This is a genomic window from Kitasatospora sp. NPDC059571, assembly GCF_042735675.1.
In the GTDB taxonomy this organism is placed as follows: Bacteria; Actinomycetota; Actinomycetes; order Streptomycetales; family Streptomycetaceae; genus Kitasatospora.
In genome coordinates this window covers 1-16,744 of sequence record NZ_JBHWBW010000009.1, presented here as the reverse complement: position 1 = coordinate 16,744, position 16,744 = coordinate 1, and the positions used below count along the sequence as shown (strand labels likewise).

Below are 16,744 nucleotides of genomic sequence, written 5' to 3'. Positions count from 1 at the left end.
GATGGCGACCTGGTTCGGCGGGACGATGACGGTGTCGAACAGCGCACCGCGCGAACCGGTGTTGGAGATGGTGAAGGTCGCGCCGGCCAGGTCGTCCGGGGTGATCTTGGAGGCGCGCACGGCGGCCGCCGTGCAGTGGCGGCGGCAGGCCGGACCGGGCACGGCCGCGGCGCTCACCGGGCTCTACCTGGCGGCCTTCGGCGGCTCGCACCCGCTGGCCAAGCGGATCGGCGCCTGGCCGTCCGTCCTCACGGTGGCCGGTGTGGTCGCCGCCGCGTCCGTGGTCGCCACCGGCAGCTGACCACCGGGCCGGGCCACCCGGCCCGGTCATCGGCCCGGGTCACGTGACCGGGCTAGTGACCGCCGCCGAAGCGCTGCTCGAAGGCGGCCCGGTTGGCCGAGACCGGGGAGCGGTCCCAGACCGCGAAGACCACGCGGGCGAACGGGGCGCCGTAGGTCTCCAAGGCCCGCTCGAAGGCCTCCGCGACCGTGTCCGGGTCGTTGCGGAACACCCCGCAGCCCCATGCCCCCAGCACCAGCTCGCGGGCGCCGTGCTCGGCCGCCACCCGGAGCACCCGCCCGGCCCGTTCGGTGAGCAGGCCGGTGAGCTCGCCCGGCCGCAGCGGCGAACGCCTGGCCAGCTGGCCCGCGTTGGGCGCCGGCGAGGTGAGGAAGGACAGCGTGTACGGCTCGGGGAGCAGGCCGCCCGGGCCGCGGATCACCGGCACCCGCGGCGACCAGATCACCCGGTGGCTGTACCGCAGGTCGTCCGAGGCCCGGTGCGCCTCGTAGTACTCCGGTGCCTCCAGCAGGCAGCGGTAGAGCAGGGCGCTGCGGCAGAGGTCCTCCTCCTGCGCCTTGGCGCCCCGCAGGTACCCGCCGCCGGGGTTGCGCGCCGACGCGAAGTTCAGCACGGCGACGTGCTCGCCGCCCGCCGCGACCAACCGCGCGCCGGCCTGGATGCTGCCCTCCGGGGTCACCTCGACCTGCCCGGCGAACGGGCCCGGCGCGGCCGCGCCGGGCACCTCCCGCGGCCCGTACAGGACCGTGCCGGCCCGGGCCGCGCGCAGCAGCCCCCCGATCTCCACCGTCGCGCCGGCCGGCGTCCGGTAGCTCCCCCGCTCGGCGATCTCCTCGTTCTCGACCGCCACCTGATGCATTCGGCTCATGGCGCGACGGTACGCCGGACAGGGCCCGCGGCTCCACCGATTATTCTCATCCCGAGAACAACGCCCGGGGCCGAAAGGGCCCGCCCCACCGAAGTGGAGCGGGCCCCGATCCGCCGTCAGGCATCAGCCTTCGGGCGTCAGCCGAAGTAGCCGACCCGGTCGACGATCACGTGCACCGGGCCCCAGCTGCCGTTGAAGAGGCTGACCCGGCCGTCGGCGCCGACCGGCACCACGACCTGGTTGGCGACCACCTGGCCCTTGACCCAGTTCAGGTTGGAGGCGGTGGGCCGCGCAGCACCCGACGGCCAGGCCGTCAGGTAGCCGTTCGAGGCGGGGTCGGCCACGGTCACATTGAGCACGACCGCCTTCGCCCCGGCCGCCGGGGTGCCCGTGAGGTCCAGCTGGAGCACGCCCTGCGCCGCGACCGGCGCGCTCTGCGGGGCCTGCCGGGTGTCGATCAGCCGGACGGGTCCGGCGCTGCGGTACAGCGCACCCGCGGCCGAACCGCTGTAGTAGCCGGCCACGTCGGCGACCAGGTGCAGGCTGCCCGGGCCGCTGTCGAACAGGCTGACCGCGCCGTCCGCACCGATCGGGACGACGACCGAGTTGGCCGTGGTCTGGCCGGCCGCCCAGTTGAGGTTGGAGGCCAGCGGGCGGGCCGTGCCGGACGGCCAGGCCGTCAGGTAGCCCACGGAGGAGGTGTTGGTCACCGTCACGGTGAGGGCCACCGCCGTGGCGCCGGACGCCGGGACACCGCCGCGGCCCGCGACCTGGAGCCGCACCGTCTCACCGGCCGCCACCGTCGAGGTGCCCGGGCGGCCGGTGCCGTTGCGGGTGTCCAGCAGCCGCTCGGGGCCGACGGGGGTGAAGGCGGCGCCGGGCACGGCCGTCGCGTAGTAGCCGAGCACGTCGGCCACCAGGTGGGCCGAGCCGGGGCTGCCCACGTAGAGGCTGACCCGGCCGTCCGCACCGACAGGCACGGTCACCAGGTTCGGCACCGTTCGCCCGGCCGCCCAGTTCAGCGAGGACGCGGTGGGCCGCGCCACGCCGGTCGGCCAGGCCGTCAGGTAGCCGACCGCGGTCGGGGTCGTGGCGGTGATGTTCAGCACCACCGACTCGGCGCCGGCGGCCGGGACGCCGCCGCGGCCGGTGACCTGCAGGTCGACGGTCTGACCGCCCGCGACGGGCGCGGTGCCGCTGCGTCCGAGGCCGGACCGGGTGTCCAGCAGGCGGGTCGGCTGCAGCGGGGTGAAGGCCGCTCCCGTCCCGTCGGCGGGGACGGCCGGGCCGCAGGTGCCCCGGGTGCAGGCCGCGGTGACCCGGTAGTCGACCGAGGTGTCCCCCGGGCGCAGGGACAGCAGCAGGAGGGCGGTCGGCCCGGCCCCGTACGGGACGTTGCAGTCGGTGTAGAAGCCGTCGGTGCCCTGGGTGTCGATGCAGTAGTCGACGCCGTCCCTGCCGTACAGGTGCGCCTTGGGCACCGCGGTGCCCTGCGGGGCGTACGCGCCCCCGATCCGGAACTGGTCGTACGGCTTGACCGGGACGGTGGCGCAGACCGCGGCCCGGTCCCTGGTCAGGGTGCCGGTCAGCGGCCCGAAGCCGGTGGCGACCGCCGGAATGCGCAGGCACTCGGCCGGGAACCCGTCGGTGGTGGCGAGCCGCCAGGCGTCCAGCCGGTACTCGAGGGCCGTCCCGGTGTAGTCGTAGGCCGTGAGGACGGCCTGGTAGCCGGTCGAGCCGCTCACCAGGCACTCGCCGTTCACCGCCGAGCAGAGCGTACGCCCGGTGGCGTCGGTGACCACCAGCAGCACCTTGCCGGTGCTGTTGCCGGTGGAGATCCGCAGGCGGTCGCCGGCCGCGGCCTGGATCCGGGCGCAGTTGGCGGCGAGCGCCGAGTCGAGCCGGCCCTGCAGCGGGGTGCCGCCGACCGCCGTGGAGGTCACGGCCGCGCACGGCGCGGTGGCGGTGATGTCGCGGCGGACGACCTCGAAGTCGTGCTCGGTGCCATTGCCGACCAGCAGTGCGGTGTACGCCTTGCCGACCTCGAAGGTGCAGGTCGTGGTCGAGGAGTTGAACGCGTAGCTCTGGCAGACCTGCTTGCCCGCCGGGTCGTACACGTGGAACTCGCCGGGCAGCACCTGGGGCGCCTTGGCGGGCTTCGGGTTGTAGTCGTAGTCCAGCTGCTCGGCGGCCGCGTGGCCGTTCGCCGGGATGGCGAGGCAGCGGACGGGCGCCGTGGCGGTCAGCTTGACGGCCGTACCCGGCTTGCCGTCGTACCTGTCGGCGGGGAAGGCCGCGCAGCCGGACGGGGAGTCCGTCCGTGCGACGGTGATCGCGTAGTGGCCGGTGCTGTCGGCGGAGACCAGTTGGCGGAACGGCGCGGTACCGGTCAGCGAGCAGAAGGCCGTCGCGTACGCGGTCTGGCACTGCTGGACGCCGGCCGCGTCGACGATCGTCTGGGTCGGCGGGTTGATCAGGCTGTCGCCGGCCGGGGCGAGCAGGGCGAGGCCTGCGCCCTTGGGGCTCGGCAGGGTGTGGCAGTTGAGCTGGCCCTCGCCGGTCAGGTCGCCCTCGGTGCGGGCGCCGGTGAGGCCGGCGTCGTTGCCCGGCACGCAGCCCCTGGTCTCGCCCGGCGCGTGGAAGACCAGCTTCGACACGGCGGTGTACGGGTCGGTCGGGGCGCCGAACAGCGCGGTGTAGGAGCCGGCCGCCGGAATGTCGCAGACCGGGCCCCACTGGCAGAGCCGGGTGCCGTCCTGCTGGTAGACCGTCACCTGGGCGTTGTCCGCGGCGTGCAGGAGGTACTGGCCGGCGGCGGCCGCGTCCAGGGTGCGGCAGCGGACGTCCGAGGCGGTGGCCGCCGTCCCGAACGCCTGCGAGCCCTCGGCGGGGCAGCCGACCGGGTCGTTCAGCCGGCGGATCTGCAGGGCGTAGTCGCCGGTGGCGCCGTTCATGCCGGTGGTGAGCATCCGGTACGGCCCGGATCCGGGCAGCACGCAGCCGTCCTGCGAGTAGTCGCGGACGCAGACGGCCTTGCCGGTGGCGTCGGTGATGCTGTTCCAGCTGTTCTCACCGATGATCCGCTCGCCGGGCTGGGCCCGGAACGGCCGGCAGTCGATCTGCAGCCGGGAGCGGATGCTGCCGGTGACGGTCGGCCGGTCGAAGCCGGTGTCGACCTGGTCGGCGCAGCCGGTGGTGGCGGCGAGGTCGAAGACGGCGGCCTGGTAGAGCGTCGGGTTGTCGTAGCCGCTGGGCTCGACCACCAGGTGGTAGCTGCCGGCCGTGGCGACGCTGCAGCGGGTGAGGCTCTCGTAGCCGGTGCACACCTGGTTGGCGACGTTGTCGTACAGCGTCCAGTGGACGAACGGCGGGTTGCCGTTGTCGTCCTTGTTGACCACCCGGACACCGAGCAGCCCGGCAGCCGCGGTCACCGTGTGGCAGCCCGCCCCGTACTGCGGGACGGAGCCGTCGGCGTGCGCCGGGTCGGTGTCGCCGAAGACGGCGGTCTTCAGCTCGGGGCAGCCCTGGGCGTCGCTCAGCCGGATCAGCTGCAGGTTGTACTGCGCCTCGCCGGCGTACAGCTCGAAGTACCGCACGGTGTACGGGCCGGAGCCGGTCAGGGTGCAGAGGTTGGTGGAGTACGAGGGGACCAGGCAGACCTGGGCGCCGTCGCGGTCGCCGACGGCGGCCCAGACCTGGCCCGGGGAGGCGCCCTGGCTCGCGCCGGTCACCCGCAGCACGGTGCCGGTCGGGAGGTCGAACCGGTAGCAGTCACCGGTCGAGCCCTGCGCGAGGTGGCCGGAGCGGACCGGCTCGGCGAACGAGAAGGCCGTGGCCGGCAGGTCCGTGCAGGTGCCCGAGAGCCGGGAGTCGACGGCGATGCTGTAGGACGAGGCGCCCCAGTCCGCGGACACCTTCAGGGTGTAGGCGCCGGCTGCCCCAGTGGTGCACTGGAGCGGGCCCGTGGCCGAGTTGGAGCACGGCACGGCCTCGCCGCCGGCGGTGGCCAGCGTCGCGTGGGCGGAGACCGAGGCGTTGGGGTCGGTGCGCAGCAGCAGGAGGACGGTGTCGTCCGGCTTCTGCGTGGTCACCGTGTAGGTGTGCGTCTCGCCGCCGGTGATCCCGGCGCAGGCGGACGGCGTGCCGAACACCAGGTCGCCGCCGCAGGACGCCGCGTCCTTCGGTGTCTCGGCGCCGGTGCGCGGCGCGGGCCGCGCAGTGTTCCCGGGCGCAGTGGACCCGGGCGACCCGGTCGGTGCGGCGGGCGTACCGGTGGCGGGCGCGGGCTTCGTGGGCGTCGTCGCGGGAGCGGACGGGCTCGGGGACGGGCTCGCCGCAGCGGTCGGCGAGGTGCTCGGCGACGTGCTCGGCGCGGGCGTCGCCGCGAAGGCCCCGGTGGCCGGCGCGAGCACCGAGAGGGCCAGCGCCGGTGCGGCGACGAGCGTGCTGAACCATCGGCCGGAAAGGCGGGAAAGGGATCTCCGCGTTCTCCGGCCGGGTACGGATCTGTGGTGCACAGAACCCCCCAGAAAGGCACCGTCCGTGGCCCGACTCACCCTCCGGCGACGGGTGGTGCGTATGAGTATTCGGTGAAAATCCGTCGGAGGTTATCACCTGCCGGAGACGGCTGTTCGACCTTTTCTCTTCGCACACCACGCTTCACCGCGGCAATCGCCCCCCCGGCATGCGGACGGGCCCGCCCCACCGAAGTGGAGCGGGCCCGTACGGGTGCTGTCGGAAGGTCAGTTCTTCCAGCGCGGCTTGCGGTCGTCGCGGTTGAAGCCGCCGCGCTCGCGGTCGCCGAACGAACGGTCGCGGTCGCGGTCGCCGAAGGAGCGGCCGCCGCGGTCGTCGCGGTTGAAGCCCTGCGGGCGGCCACCGGAGCGGTGGTCGTCGCGGCGGGCGAACGGACGGCTGTTGCCGCCGCGCTCACGGTCGCGGTCGCCGAAGGACGGGCGGTCCGAGAAGGAGCGGGCCGGACGGTCGCCGAAGGAGCGGCCACCACGGTCGTCGCGGTTGAAGCCACCGCGCTCACGGTCACCGAACGAACGGCCACCACGGTCATCACGGTTGAAACCGCCGCGCTCACGGTCACCGAACGAACGGCCACCACGGTCATCACGGTTGAAACCGCCGCGCTCACGGTCACCGAACGAACGGCCACCACGGTCGTCACGGTTGAAGCCACCGCGCTCACGGTCACCGAACGGACGGCCACCACGCTCGCGGTCACCGAAGGAGCGGCCGCCGCGGTCGTCGCGGTTGAAGCCGCCGCGCTCGCGGTCACCGCGGTCGCGGTCCCGGCCGAACGACGGGCGGTCGCCGCGGTCGCGGTCCCGGTTGAACGCCGGGCGCTCGCTGCGGGCCTCGCGGTAGGACGGGGCGCGCTCGGCCTCGGCCGCCGGAGCGGCCTCGGCGGCGGGCGCCTCGGTGGTGGCGGCGGCCTCGGCGGTCTCGTCCGCGGCCTCCTCGACCTCGTCCTCGATGCCGAGGGCGGCGCGCTCGCGCGCGGCGCGGGTGGCGAGGCGGTCGGCCTCCTCGCGCAGCTCGGTGGCGCGGCGCTGCGCGCGCTCCAGCTGGCGGGTCATCTCGGCGACCTCGCGCTCGGCGGCACCGGCGATGCCGGCGGCCGACTCGGCCTGCACCTCGACCAGCGAACGGGCGCCGGTGATCTTGGCGACCTCCGCGTCGAAGGCGTGGTCGAGGATGTGGCGCGAGGCCTCGACGCCGGCGTCCTCCATCAGGCGGAAGACACCGCGGCGCTGGTGCGGCAGCACCAGGGTGACGACGGTGCCGGAGCGGCCGGCGCGGGCGGTGCGGCCCGAGCGGTGCAGGTAGTCCTTGTGGTCGCCGGCCGGGTCGACGTTGAGGACCAGGTCGATGCCGTCGACGTGGATGCCGCGGGCGGCGACGTCGGTGGCGACGACCACGTTGACGTAGCCGTCCTTGAAGTCGCCGAGGACGCGGGTACGGGCGCCCTGGGTCATGCCGCCGTGCAGCGCGTCGGCCTTCACGCCGGCCTCGACCAGCTGCTCGGCGACGCGGTCGGCGCCCATCTGGGTGCGGACGAAGATGATCGTCCGGCCCTTGCGGGCGGCGATGGCGTTGGTGATCGGCGCCTTGTCCTTGGGCTTCACCACGAGGATGTGGTGGGTCATGGTGGTGACCGCGCCGGCCGACGGGTCGACCTCGTGGGTGACCGGGCTGTTCAGGTAGCGCTTGACCAGGGTGTCGATCTCGTTCTCCAGCGTGGCGGAGAACAGCAGGCGCTGGCCGCCGGCCGGCACCAGGTCGAGGATCTCGGTGACCTCGGGCAGGAAGCCCATGTCGGCCATCTGGTCGGCCTCGTCGAGGACGGCGATCTGCACGTCGTCCATCACCGCGGAGCCGCGGTTGATCAGGTCGCGCAGGCGGCCCGGGGTGGCGACCAGGACGTCGACACCGCGCTCCAGCGCGTAGATCTGGTTCGACATCGAGGTGCCGCCGCAGACGACCTTGAGGCGCAGGCCGAGCACCGAGCCGAACGGCTCCAGCGCGTCGGCCACCTGCATGGCCAGCTCGCGGGTCGGGACGAGGATCAGGCCGCGCGGGTGCTTGGCGCGGGTGCGCTCGCCGTCGGCGAGGCGGGTCAGCAGCGGCAGGCCGAAGCTCAGGGTCTTGCCGGAGCCGGTGCGGCCGCGGCCCAGCACGTCCTTGCCGGCCAGGGCGTCCGGGATGGTCGCGGCCTGGATCGGGAACGGCGTGGTGACGTCCCGCTTGGCGAGGGCGCGGACGACCTCGTCCGGCAGGCCCAGGTCACCGAAGGTGATGGTGGGCTCGGCGACGGTGTCGTCGGAGTCGGAGTCGGTGGCGGCGGAGTCCGTGGTGTCGTCCACGAGGAGCTCGGCCGGGTCGGTGGTGTCGGCGGCGTCGGAACCGTTCGCGGGCATGGCGAAGCGGGCGTCGTCAACGAGAGACATGCAAAACCTTCCGGAAGTGGCACGCGCCAAAGTCCGGGGTTCTGTTACACAACCGCCTCTATGCGGTCAGCCACGGATCGCCGGAACGCGCCAAGGGCGCCAGGTGAAAATGGGGCGCCAGTCAAATGGATCAAACGAACGATCTACCACCATAGAGGAACCTTGGGAGCAACGGCAAACGTGCTGGCCAGCCCCCTCAATGCCCGGACGATCCGCCGCTCGGAGCCGAGGATCCGAGGACCGTGGGCACCGGATCCGGGTCGGGGGTGGCCGGCGGCGGGGTCGGCGTGGGCGTCGGGGTCGGCTCCGCCGTGGGGCCGCCGTCGGCCGGCGGACCGGTGGGGGTGTCCACCGAACGCGTACTGGGCGTGCCCGCCGGCCCGCCCGAGGGGAGGCCGGGGGCCGGGGAGGCCGCCGGGGCACCCGCGGAGGGCTCTGCGGACGGGGTGGCACCGTGCCGCTCGGCGTCGGCCGCGGGCAGGGCGCCGTGCCGGCCGCGCGCACCGGCGGTCGGGTGCACCGCCCCGGGCGCGCCGGTCCCGTCCACGGCCCGGCCCTGGCCGTCCTGCAGTCCGCCGCTGCGCGCGTCCGGCGCTCCGGCGCCGACCGACATGCAGCCGCTCAGCCCGAGCCCGGCCAGCGCCATCACGACCGCTCCCGCCACCACCCGACGACGCCCCGCACGCCGCCGCCGCACCGTCCGCACCGCGCTCACCCGAGCCACCTCCCGCACCTCACCTGCCGGGCCCACCGCCCTCCGGTGCCCAACGCGCGGCAGGGGTCGCCGGACACGGGCGTGCGGCCGTCGGGATGACGTCCGGTCCCCGCTGGCCGTCCGGCCGGGTCAGCCCCAGAGCGCGTGGGCGACGGCCGTGCCCGCGTACGCCGCGCCCAGGCCGGCCAGCACGCTGCCCGCGACATTGGCGAACGCGAGCAGGCGGGCGCCGCCCTCGGCGAGGCGCAGCGTCTCGTACGAGAAGGTCGAGTACGTGGTCAGCGCGCCGCACAGGCCCGTGCCGACGAGCAGTTGGACGTCGGGGGAGGCCGCGCCGGACGCCGCCGCCCCGGCGAGCAGACCCAGCACCAGGCAGCCGGAGACGTTGACGGCGAACGTCCCCCAGGGGAAGACCGAGTCGTGCCGGGACTGCACCAGCCGGTCGGTGAGGTAGCGCAGCGGCGCGCCGACCGAGGCGCCGGCCAGCACCAGCAGCCAGTGGAGCGTCACCGGCCGCCCTCCGGCCCGGGCCGCCGCTGCGGGCGGGGGACGACCTCGCAGGCGTCGAGCAGGACCAGCCCGATGCCGTCCAGGTCGTCGAGGAGCGGCAGGAAGGCGCGGATCCGCTCGGCGGTGTCCACCGCGACGACGGCCACCGGCAGGTTCTCGCTGAGCGAGAGCAGCCGGGCGGTGTGGATCAGCGAGGAGGCCCCGAAGCCCTCGATCCCGCGGAACACGCTGGCACCGGCCAGGCCGGCGCCGTGCGCGCGGTGCACGATCTCGGTGTAGAGCGGGCGCGAGCGGTGCATCTCGCTCTCCCCGACCAGCACGGTCAGCCGCAGCGCCGCACCGCCGGCACCGCCGCCCGACTCCGTCCCGCCGTTGCCCGAGCCGTTGTTCATGCCGTCCTCCGTCCGATCAGCCGCCGGGTGAGCGCGGCCGCCACCTGGACCGAGCCGAGCGCCGCGATCAGGGTCGCGGCCAGGTAGGCGAGGCCGCGTGCGGGAGCGCCGTGGTCGATCAGCCGCTGCACGTCCACGGTGGCCGTCGAGAAGGTGGTGAAGCCGCCGAGGACGCCGGTGCCGAAGAACGGCCGCAGCAGCGGGTGCGGCGACCACACCTCGGTGACCGACACCAGGAAGACGCCGATCACCGCGCAGCCCACGGTGTTCACCGCGAGCGTGGTCCACGGGAACGCGTCGGCCGCGGTCGGCCACCGCAGCGCGGCCGCATATCTGGCCGCCGCCCCCAGCATCCCCCCGAGGGACACCACTGCCACCGCGGGCCCCTGCCCGCGCAACACCGTCCCCGGCCACCCGGGCCGGCCCGAACGCACTATCCGACGCACACTTCAGTGAATCACCACCGCGAACCACCTGGCACACCGTCATCGCACACCGGACAATGAGGCCGTGGAGATGACCCGGGACGAGTTCGAGACGCTGGTCGCCGATGCCCTCGACCAGATCCCCCCGAAGCTCGCGGCCATGATGGACAACGTGGCGATCTTCGTCGAGGAGGAGCCCGACGCCTCCTCCCCCGACCTGCTCGGACTGTACGAGGGGACGCCGCTCACCGAGCGGGGCGAGTGGTACGCCGGGGTGCTGCCGGACCGGATCATCGTCTACCGGGGCCCGACCCTGCGGTACTGCGACACCCGCGAGCAGGTGGTCGACGAGGTCCGCACCACGGTGATCCACGAGGTCGCGCACCACTTCGGCTTCGACGACCACGAGCTGCACGAACTGGGCTGGTCCTGACCCGCCCCGCCTGGCCTGCGCGCGACACGGGCGGCGGCCGCCCGAAACCGTTTTGGCGTTCCGCCCGGCATCCCATATGCTTCTCGACGTCCCCGAACGCTGGATAACAGCCCGGGGGGCCGCAAGCCCTCATCGTCTAGTGGCCCAGGACGCCGCCCTTTCAAGGCGGTAGCACGGGTTCGAATCCCGTTGGGGGCACGCGTTACCGTAGTACAGTGCAGTGCCGCAAGGCCTGAGCGGATTTATCCGCACCAGGTCCCGTGGAGCAGTTGGTTAGCTCGCCACCCTGTCAAGGTGGAGGTCGCGGGTTCAAGTCCCGTCGGGATCGCTCGTCTCGCAAGAGACGGTGCAGTACGGCCAGGTAGCTCAGTTGGTACGAGCGTCCGCCTGAAAAGCGGAAGGTCGCCGGTTCGACCCCGGCCCTGGCCACAGAGGAAGGCCCCGCAGAGATCGCTCTGCGGGGCCTTCGGCGTATCCACCAGCAGCGTGCGCCGGAGCGCCTCGCTCGGTACGGGCCCGCCGGGCGCGGCGCGGACCGTCACCATCCTCGGCCGGCCGGCGTCACCTGACGACCTGCACCACGGCGTACCGGCCGCTGGTGCGCCACTGCGGGTCGGTGCGGTCGAGGTCGGCGGCGGTCGTCGGGTCGATGCCGACGGCCACGTCCGACTTCAGCGTCCGCAGGGCGGCGACGGGCGACGGGAAGTGGCCCGCGACCGCGGCGAACGGCGTGGCCGGCGGCCAGAGCCGGTCACCCACCAGGCGGCGGTAGTTGAGGTCGCCCTTGAGGATCGCGAGGTCCGCACCGGCGAGCTCCGCCCGCAGGTCGGCGGGCATGTCGTGGTACGGCAGCGGCGCACAGAAGAACGGGTGCGTGCGGACCGCGAGGCCGCTGCGGACCATCGCCTCCCACAGCCGGCGGCCGATCGCCCCCGCCCGGCCCGGGGCGGCCCGCAGGCGCTCCACCGTGGCGAGGACGTCTGCGGTGGTGGCGTCCGAGACGAAGTACGGCTGTGGCTTCACGTACAGCACGACCTCGGTCGCGAGACCGCGGTTCAGCAGGTGGTCGACCAGGACGAGATCCGGGAGGAGCTCGCGGCCGGCGTTGTCCGCGACCAGGGCGACCCGTCCGCCCGAGGACCGCCCGCCCGGGGACCGCCGGAGCGCCGCCCACAGTTCGGCCGTGTCGTCGGCGAGCAGGTTCGGGACGGCGGGGGCGTCCGGTCCGGCCGTGATGCCGAAGCTCAGGTCCGCCCGGTTGCCCCAGAGCGCGGCCGACAGCAGGGTCCCGGCGTGCCGCTCCTCCGGCAGGTCGTCGAGACCGTCCAGGGCGCCCAGTTCGGCGTCCACCGCGGGCCCGGCCAGTTCGGCGTCCTTGAACGGCGCGAACGGGTCGATCCCCTGCCACGCGCCCGGCCCGAAGTAGCCGGTCGCCTCCAAGAGGCGCCGGTAGAACCAGCTCTCCGCCCACAGGAACGGCGCCTCGCTCCACGGCCGCCCCCACAGGCCCTCGCCCCACGCCAGCCAGCGGGCACGGTCGTGGAGGCCCTCCGCGGGCGGTTCGAGGACGCCGGCGGTGCTCTCCGCGAGGAGCCGCTCCACGGCGGCCCGTTCGGCCGGTCCGTACGGCCGTGCATCGAGCACCCGCCGGACGAGTTCGGGGTGGCGCTCCTGGAACACGGCCCGGGCGAAGGACCCGGGGACGTCGATGCGGATCACGGGTGCGGTCGACACGTGGGGTCTCGTCCCTCTCGTCTACGGCGGCGACGGTGTCCCGGCGGACCACGGCGGATGCGGCCGGGCGCCCCGCCGCCGGACACCAGCCGACCACACCCGGGCGGCGATCACACCCGGACGGGGGCGCGGCCGCCCTGCGGGCGGACCATGCCGCCGTCAGCCGGCGACGGCGACGCCCGTCTCCACGGGGAGGTCCGAGGGCAGGCCCCACTCGCTCCAGGAGCCGTCGTAGACCGCGAGGTCGCGGTAGCCGGCGAGTTCGGCGCCGAGGGCGAGGACGCAGGCGGTGACACCGGAGCCGCAGCTGAACACCAGCCGGCGGCGCGGGCCGGCCGCGGCGGCGAACAGCGCACGGAGCTCGTCCGCGGACCGCATCCGGCCGTCCGCCCGCAGGTCGGTGAAGGGCAGGTTCACCGCACCGGGCATGTGGCCGCGCCGCAGCCCGGGCCGGGGCTCCTCGACCTGTCCGGCGTAGCGCTCGCGGCTGCGGGCGTCGAGCACCGCGGTGCCGTCGTCGGCGAGGGCCGCCTCGACCGCGGCCCGGTCCACCAGGTATCCCGGGCGCGGCCTCGCGGTGAAGGTGCCGGGCTCGGGTGCGGCCGCCGCGGGGGCCTCCGGTTCGCAGGGCAGGCCGGCCGCCGTCCAGGCGGGCAGGCCGCCGTCGAGCACGGCGGCCCGGTCGAAGCCCGCGGCGCGCAGCATCCACCAGGCACGGGCGGCGGAGTAGAGGCCCTCGCCGTCGTACACCACCACCGTGCTGCGGTCGTGCAGGCCGAGGGCGCGCAGTTCGCGGGTGAGGTCGTCCGGGCCGGGCATGGTGTGCGGCAGCGGGCCGTCGTGGTCGGACAGTGCGCCGTCGAGGTCGAAGGCGCGGGCGCCGGGGATCCGCCGGGCCGCGCCGCGGTGGGCACCCACGCCGGCGTCGAGGACCACGAGGTCGGGGTGGTGGAGCCGCTCGGCGAGCCAGTCGGCCGGGACCAGGGGGCCGTCGGGGGGCAGCAGGCTCATCGCACACCTTCTCCGGGTCGGCGGTCGCGTCCTGCGGCGGTCCTGTCCGACCTGCGCGGCGACCGGTCGTCCGACGAACAGTAGTCGTCGGCGCCGCGCCCGGGACCGGCACCGGGGCCGGTGGGCGGTCGACCGGACCGGCCGCCGTTGCCCACCCCCGTGGGGCAGCGGCGTGCCGGAGCGCGGGTCGCGGACCGGGGGTCTGCACCCGGCCGCGGTTGCCGATCCTGCACGGACCGTGACCGGCTGTCAACTATCGTGGATCGGCCCGAACCGGACTCCGGGAGACCGCCACAGGTCGCGCACGTGACGCCCATGCGATCCTCAACGATCGTGCAGATCGGCGGACACGCAGGGATTCTGGCGAGGTGTCAGATCGTTCTATGATCCGGCCATGGCCACCGATCCTGTCAGCCCGGAACCGCCTGGCCCGCCGCCCGGCGACGAAGGGGCTCGGCCGCCGGGCTCCGCCGACTTCGCCGCGCGCTTCCGACGCCTGATCGCGGTGATCTACCCGAGAGACCTCGCCCGGCCCTGGCGGGACTCCGAGATAGCGGCCGGCACCGGACTCAGCGGGACGTACATCGGCAACCTCCGCAAGGGCACCCAGAAGCCGTCGCTGGAGAACGCGGTGAAGATCGCGGCGTTCTTCGGCGTACCGCTGGACTACTTCAGCGACTGCGCGACGGCCCACGCCGTCGAGCGCGACCTGCGGAAGATCGAGGCGCTGCGGGACGCCCGGGTGGAGCGGATCGCGATGCGGGCGGCCGGGCTGCCGCCCGAGATGCAGGACGCGGCGCTGACGGTCGTGGAACAGTTGCGCCGGGCGGTCGGGCTGCCCGACGACGGCGGCCCGCAGACGTGACCGGCCGTCCGCAGGCGCCGCTGGGGCACTGGCGGCTTCCCGAGGGGGAGCACGTGCGAGGAGTGGGGCGAACCCGCCGCCGGATGCGGGCCGTGGCCCGCCGGCTCGACCTTCCGCAGCTGGGCACCGTCGAGGCGCTCTGCGCAGCGGTCGCCGAGCGGACCGGGCGGCCGGTCCGGCTGGCGCCGCGGCGGATGCGGGTGGGCGAGCCGTCCGGCTTCGTGGAGCGGCGCCCGGACGAGGACGTGATCCACGTCGAGCGGGAGACCTCCGGCCTGCACCGGGCGCACATCGTCTGCCACGAACTGGCCCACCTGCTCTGCGGCCACCTGGCCGAGGCGCCGCCACCGGGCGGCGGAGCCGCGGTGGAGCTGGAGGCGCTCGACCCCGAGGTGCTGCGCCTGGTGCTCGGCCGCTCGCACTACGACGACGCCGCCGAGGAGGAGGCCGAGGTGCTCGGTGCGGAGTTGCTGCGGCTGCTGGTGCTCGCCCCCGGCGCGGGCACCACCTCGCAGCTGGCACCCGCCCTGGAGCACCGCAAGGGCCAGCATGTCTGAGCACCTGTTCAATGCCGTCTACCTGGCGGTCGGGTCCGCCGCCTGGCTGGTCGCGGTGCTGAAGTTCCGCGCCTGGCGCCGGGACCCGTCGCCCGGGCTGCTGGTGGTGGCGGCCGCGGTGGCGGCCCCCGCGACCTCCTTCCTGCTGGCCGCGCCGGTGCTCTACCGGCTGGTCGACCGGGTGACCGGGGTCGGCAACCTGGCGACCCTGCTGGTGTACCTGGGCATCACCGGGTTCTCCGCGGCGGCCGTCGTCCTGGCGCTGATCTGGACGCCGCCGGCCGACCGCGCCGGCGCCCCGGCCTGGGACGTCTCGGCGGCCGGGACCAGGCGCAGCGTGCGCCGCCGGCTCGCCGCGTTCGCGGTGCTGGCGCCGGTGATGGCGGTGCTGTTCGCGGCGGGCGGGGCGACGGCTCCGGAGACCCCGCTCACCTTCGACACGGAGTTCGCCCGGCTGCCCGCGATCGCCTGTTTCCTGGCTCTCTACCAGGGGCAGTTCGCGTTCGCGCTGGCCGACATCGGCCGGGTCTGCCTGCGCCACGCGGCCCGGCTCCCGGCGGGCTGGCTGCGCCGCGGCATCCGGCTGCTGGCGTACGGGTCGGTGACCGCCTGCGGGTACGTGCTGTGCAAGATCGTGGCGATCGCGGCGGCGGCCGCGGGGACGGACCGCCTGGCATGGCTGAGCACCGGGCTCGGGCCGGCCTTCGCGGCGGCCGGGGCGGTGCAGATCACCGCCGGGTTCGCCGGGCCGGCCGGGGCCGCCTGGGCCCGCCGGCGCCGCGACTACCGCGCGCTGCGCCCGCTCTGGGACCTGGTCTACCGGGCGGACCGACGGCTCGCGCTGGAGGCGCCGCCGACGGCCTGGCGGGAGCGCCTCGCCCTGCGCGACCTGGAGTGGCGCACCGTCCGGCGCGGTCTGGAGATCCGCGACGGCCAGCTGACGCTCCGTCCGTGGATCGACCCGGCGGTGGTCCGGGCGGGGGCGCGGGTCGCCGAACGGGCCGGGCTGGACGATCCGGAGCGGGCCGCGCTGGTGGTGGCCGCCGGGCTTCGGTCCGCGGTGGCGGCGCTGCGCGAAGGGCGTCCGCCGCTGCCCCGCGAGGAGCAGGCGGTGCTGCCGGGCCTGGACACCGACCCGGCGGACGAGCGGGCGCACCTGGTCGGGGTGGCCCGCCGACTGGCCGGGCCGCTGACCGACGAGGCGCTGGCGACCGCGGCGGCGGCCCGGTGAGGGAGTACCGCGACCCGTACGCCCGGCTGGTGCTGGCGGCGATGCCGGAGGAGGCCCGGGTGGGCCTGACCCTGGGGTTCGTCCGGACGTTCGCGGTGCCGGAGATCGCGGCGGTGCTGCACGGGACCGGGCGGATGACCGGCCGGGCCGGGGACCGGGCGAAGGCGACCGGGGCGGCGATGTTCACCCTGATCGGCGCGGGCCCGGACAGCGCCGCCGGGCGGCAGGTCGTCGAGGAGCTGTGCCGGGTGCACGACCGGCCGGGGATCACCCCCGAGCTGATGCACTACGTGCTGGCCTGCTTCACGGTCTGCCCGCTCCGCCACGTCGACGCGTACGGCCGCCGGCCGGCCGCCGGGCCGGAGCGGGAGGCCGCGTACGCCTTCCACCGGGAGCTGGCGGCGGCGCTGCTGCTGCCGGAGCCGCCCGGCGGCGACCTGGCGGGGACCGAGGCCTGGATGCGGGACTTCGAGCGCCGCAGGTTCGCCCGGACGGCCGAGGGGGCGGCGCTGTGGGCGGCGACCCGCGGGCTGCTGACCGCACGGCTGCCGCGGGCGCTGGCGCCGCTGGGCGGGGTCTTCGCGGGCGCCCTGCTGGACGGACCGCTGCGGGCCGCGCTCGGGGTGCGCCGCGCGCCGGCGCCGCCACCCCCCCCGCGCCGGGTGGGAGGCTCGCGCTCGGCTAGCGCTGTTCACGGACGGTGGCGGGGGGGGGGGGGCGCGGCCGCCCCCCCCCCCCCCCCC

16 protein-coding genes, 3 tRNA genes and 1 pseudogene are annotated in these 16,744 nt (G+C 75.1%); 10 read left to right on the top strand and 10 right to left on the bottom strand.

Annotated features, from left to right (window positions below):
• Window positions 1-129 (bottom strand): annotated as a pseudogene (locus ACFV0G_RS02765) (2-oxo acid dehydrogenase subunit E2); the annotation flags it as partial.
• On the opposite strand from ACFV0G_RS02765, the gene ACFV0G_RS02760 reads away from it, so the two are divergent.
• The gene (locus ACFV0G_RS02760) at window positions 107-301 is read left to right on the top strand and encodes a hypothetical protein (RefSeq protein ID WP_380540548.1); all 195 of its coding nucleotides are present in this window, start codon (window positions 107-109) and stop codon (window positions 299-301) included. The pseudogene ACFV0G_RS02765 and the gene ACFV0G_RS02760 overlap by 23 nt on opposite strands.
• A gap of 52 nt (window positions 302-353) precedes the next feature.
• Here ACFV0G_RS02760 and ACFV0G_RS02755 read toward each other — a convergent pair whose 3' ends face one another.
• Both ACFV0G_RS02755 and ACFV0G_RS02750 read right to left on the bottom strand, forming a co-directional pair.
• Window positions 354-1,169: a TIGR02452 family protein gene (locus ACFV0G_RS02755; RefSeq protein ID WP_380540464.1), complete on the bottom strand. Its 816-nt coding sequence runs from the start codon at window positions 1,167-1,169 to the stop codon at window positions 354-356.
• Between the two features lie 137 nt (window positions 1,170-1,306).
• Complete coding sequence (locus ACFV0G_RS02750; protein WP_380540461.1) at window positions 1,307-5,320, bottom strand: hypothetical protein; 4,014 nt, start codon at window positions 5,318-5,320, stop codon at window positions 1,307-1,309.
• On the opposite strand from ACFV0G_RS02750, the gene ACFV0G_RS02745 reads away from it, so the two are divergent.
• Window positions 5,310-5,762: a hypothetical protein gene (locus tag ACFV0G_RS02745; protein ID WP_380540458.1), complete on the top strand. Its 453-nt coding sequence runs from the start codon at window positions 5,310-5,312 to the stop codon at window positions 5,760-5,762. The two genes, ACFV0G_RS02750 and ACFV0G_RS02745, sit on opposite strands and share 11 nt — an antisense overlap.
• A 149-nt stretch (window positions 5,763-5,911) precedes the next feature.
• On the opposite strand, the gene ACFV0G_RS02740 is transcribed toward ACFV0G_RS02745, so the two are convergent.
• The 5 genes from ACFV0G_RS02740 to ACFV0G_RS02720 all read right to left on the bottom strand — a co-directional run bounded on the left by ACFV0G_RS02740 (window position 5,912) and on the right by ACFV0G_RS02720 (window position 10,191).
• Window positions 5,912-8,128, bottom strand: coding sequence for a DEAD/DEAH box helicase (locus tag ACFV0G_RS02740; RefSeq protein WP_380540455.1), 2,217 nt, complete (start codon window positions 8,126-8,128; stop codon window positions 5,912-5,914).
• Window positions 8,129-8,324: 196 nt separating this feature from the next.
• Window positions 8,325-8,852, bottom strand: coding sequence for a hypothetical protein (locus ACFV0G_RS02735; protein WP_380540452.1), 528 nt, complete (start codon window positions 8,850-8,852; stop codon window positions 8,325-8,327).
• Between the two features lie 120 nt (window positions 8,853-8,972).
• Window positions 8,973-9,353 carry a fluoride efflux transporter CrcB gene (gene crcB / locus ACFV0G_RS02730; protein ID WP_380540449.1) on the bottom strand — a complete coding sequence of 127 codons (381 nt, stop codon included), beginning with the start codon at window positions 9,351-9,353 and terminating at the stop codon, window positions 8,973-8,975.
• Window positions 9,350-9,745, bottom strand: coding sequence for a DUF190 domain-containing protein (locus tag ACFV0G_RS02725; protein WP_380540446.1), 396 nt, complete (start codon window positions 9,743-9,745; stop codon window positions 9,350-9,352). Before ACFV0G_RS02725 ends, crcB begins: the two co-directional genes overlap by 4 nt.
• Complete coding sequence (locus tag ACFV0G_RS02720) at window positions 9,742-10,191, bottom strand: fluoride efflux transporter FluC (RefSeq protein ID WP_380540443.1); 450 nt, start codon at window positions 10,189-10,191, stop codon at window positions 9,742-9,744. The genes ACFV0G_RS02725 and ACFV0G_RS02720 overlap by 4 nt, the downstream gene beginning before the upstream one ends.
• A 70-nt stretch (window positions 10,192-10,261) precedes the next feature.
• Here ACFV0G_RS02720 and ACFV0G_RS02715 point away from each other — a divergent pair, with 70 nt between their 5' ends.
• From ACFV0G_RS02715 to ACFV0G_RS02700, 4 genes are all read left to right on the top strand, one after another.
• Complete coding sequence (locus tag ACFV0G_RS02715) at window positions 10,262-10,603, top strand: metallopeptidase family protein (protein WP_380540539.1); 342 nt, start codon at window positions 10,262-10,264, stop codon at window positions 10,601-10,603.
• A gap of 125 nt (window positions 10,604-10,728) precedes the next feature.
• A tRNA-Glu gene (locus tag ACFV0G_RS02710) sits at window positions 10,729-10,801 on the top strand.
• A 56-nt stretch (window positions 10,802-10,857) separates the two neighbouring features.
• Window positions 10,858-10,931, top strand: a tRNA-Asp gene (locus tag ACFV0G_RS02705).
• Window positions 10,932-10,958: 27 nt separating this feature from the next.
• Window positions 10,959-11,032, top strand: a tRNA-Phe gene (locus ACFV0G_RS02700).
• Window positions 11,033-11,164: 132 nt separating this feature from the next.
• On the opposite strand, the gene ACFV0G_RS02695 is transcribed toward ACFV0G_RS02700, so the two are convergent.
• Window positions 11,165-12,337 (bottom strand): damage-control phosphatase ARMT1 family protein, encoded by a 1,173-nt coding sequence (locus ACFV0G_RS02695; protein ID WP_380540440.1) that lies wholly within the window; start codon window positions 12,335-12,337, stop codon window positions 11,165-11,167.
• 159 nt (window positions 12,338-12,496) lie between these two features.
• Entirely contained in the window at window positions 12,497-13,348 is an 852-nt protein-coding gene (locus ACFV0G_RS02690; RefSeq protein WP_380540437.1) for a sulfurtransferase, read from the bottom strand.
• Window positions 13,349-13,742: 394 nt separating this feature from the next.
• Here ACFV0G_RS02690 and ACFV0G_RS02685 point away from each other — a divergent pair, with 394 nt between their 5' ends.
• From ACFV0G_RS02685 to ACFV0G_RS02670, 4 genes are all read left to right on the top strand, one after another.
• On the top strand, window positions 13,743-14,213 hold the full coding sequence (locus ACFV0G_RS02685) for a helix-turn-helix domain-containing protein (RefSeq protein WP_380540434.1): 471 nt from the start codon (window positions 13,743-13,745) through the stop codon (window positions 14,211-14,213).
• Between the two features lie 62 nt (window positions 14,214-14,275).
• Window positions 14,276-14,770: a hypothetical protein gene (locus ACFV0G_RS02680; RefSeq protein WP_380540431.1), complete on the top strand. Its 495-nt coding sequence runs from the start codon at window positions 14,276-14,278 to the stop codon at window positions 14,768-14,770.
• Entirely contained in the window at window positions 14,763-16,001 is a 1,239-nt protein-coding gene (locus ACFV0G_RS02675; protein WP_380540428.1) for an MAB_1171c family putative transporter, read from the top strand. The genes ACFV0G_RS02680 and ACFV0G_RS02675 overlap by 8 nt, the downstream gene beginning before the upstream one ends.
• On the top strand, window positions 15,998-16,744 hold a 747-nt coding region (locus ACFV0G_RS02670), incomplete at its 3' end, for an oxygenase MpaB family protein (protein ID WP_380540425.1). The genes ACFV0G_RS02675 and ACFV0G_RS02670, both read left to right, overlap by 4 nt.

Coding starts and splice junctions, on each gene's coding strand:
- ACFV0G_RS02755 (WP_380540464.1), bottom strand. CDS start 1,169: ATGAGCCGAATGCATCAGGTGGCGGTCGAGAACGAGGAGATCGCCGAG.
- ACFV0G_RS02740 (WP_380540455.1), bottom strand. CDS start 8,128: ATGTCTCTCGTTGACGACGCCCGCTTCGCCATGCCCGCGAACGGTTCC.
- ACFV0G_RS02725 (WP_380540446.1), bottom strand. CDS start 9,745: ATGAACAACGGCTCGGGCAACGGCGGGACGGAGTCGGGCGGCGGTGCC.
- ACFV0G_RS02715 (WP_380540539.1), top strand. CDS start 10,262: ATGACCCGGGACGAGTTCGAGACGCTGGTCGCCGATGCCCTCGACCAG.
- ACFV0G_RS02690 (WP_380540437.1), bottom strand. CDS start 13,348: ATGAGCCTGCTGCCCCCCGACGGCCCCCTGGTCCCGGCCGACTGGCTC.
- ACFV0G_RS02685 (WP_380540434.1), top strand. CDS start 13,743: ATGGCCACCGATCCTGTCAGCCCGGAACCGCCTGGCCCGCCGCCCGGC.
- ACFV0G_RS02675 (WP_380540428.1), top strand. CDS start 14,763: ATGTCTGAGCACCTGTTCAATGCCGTCTACCTGGCGGTCGGGTCCGCC.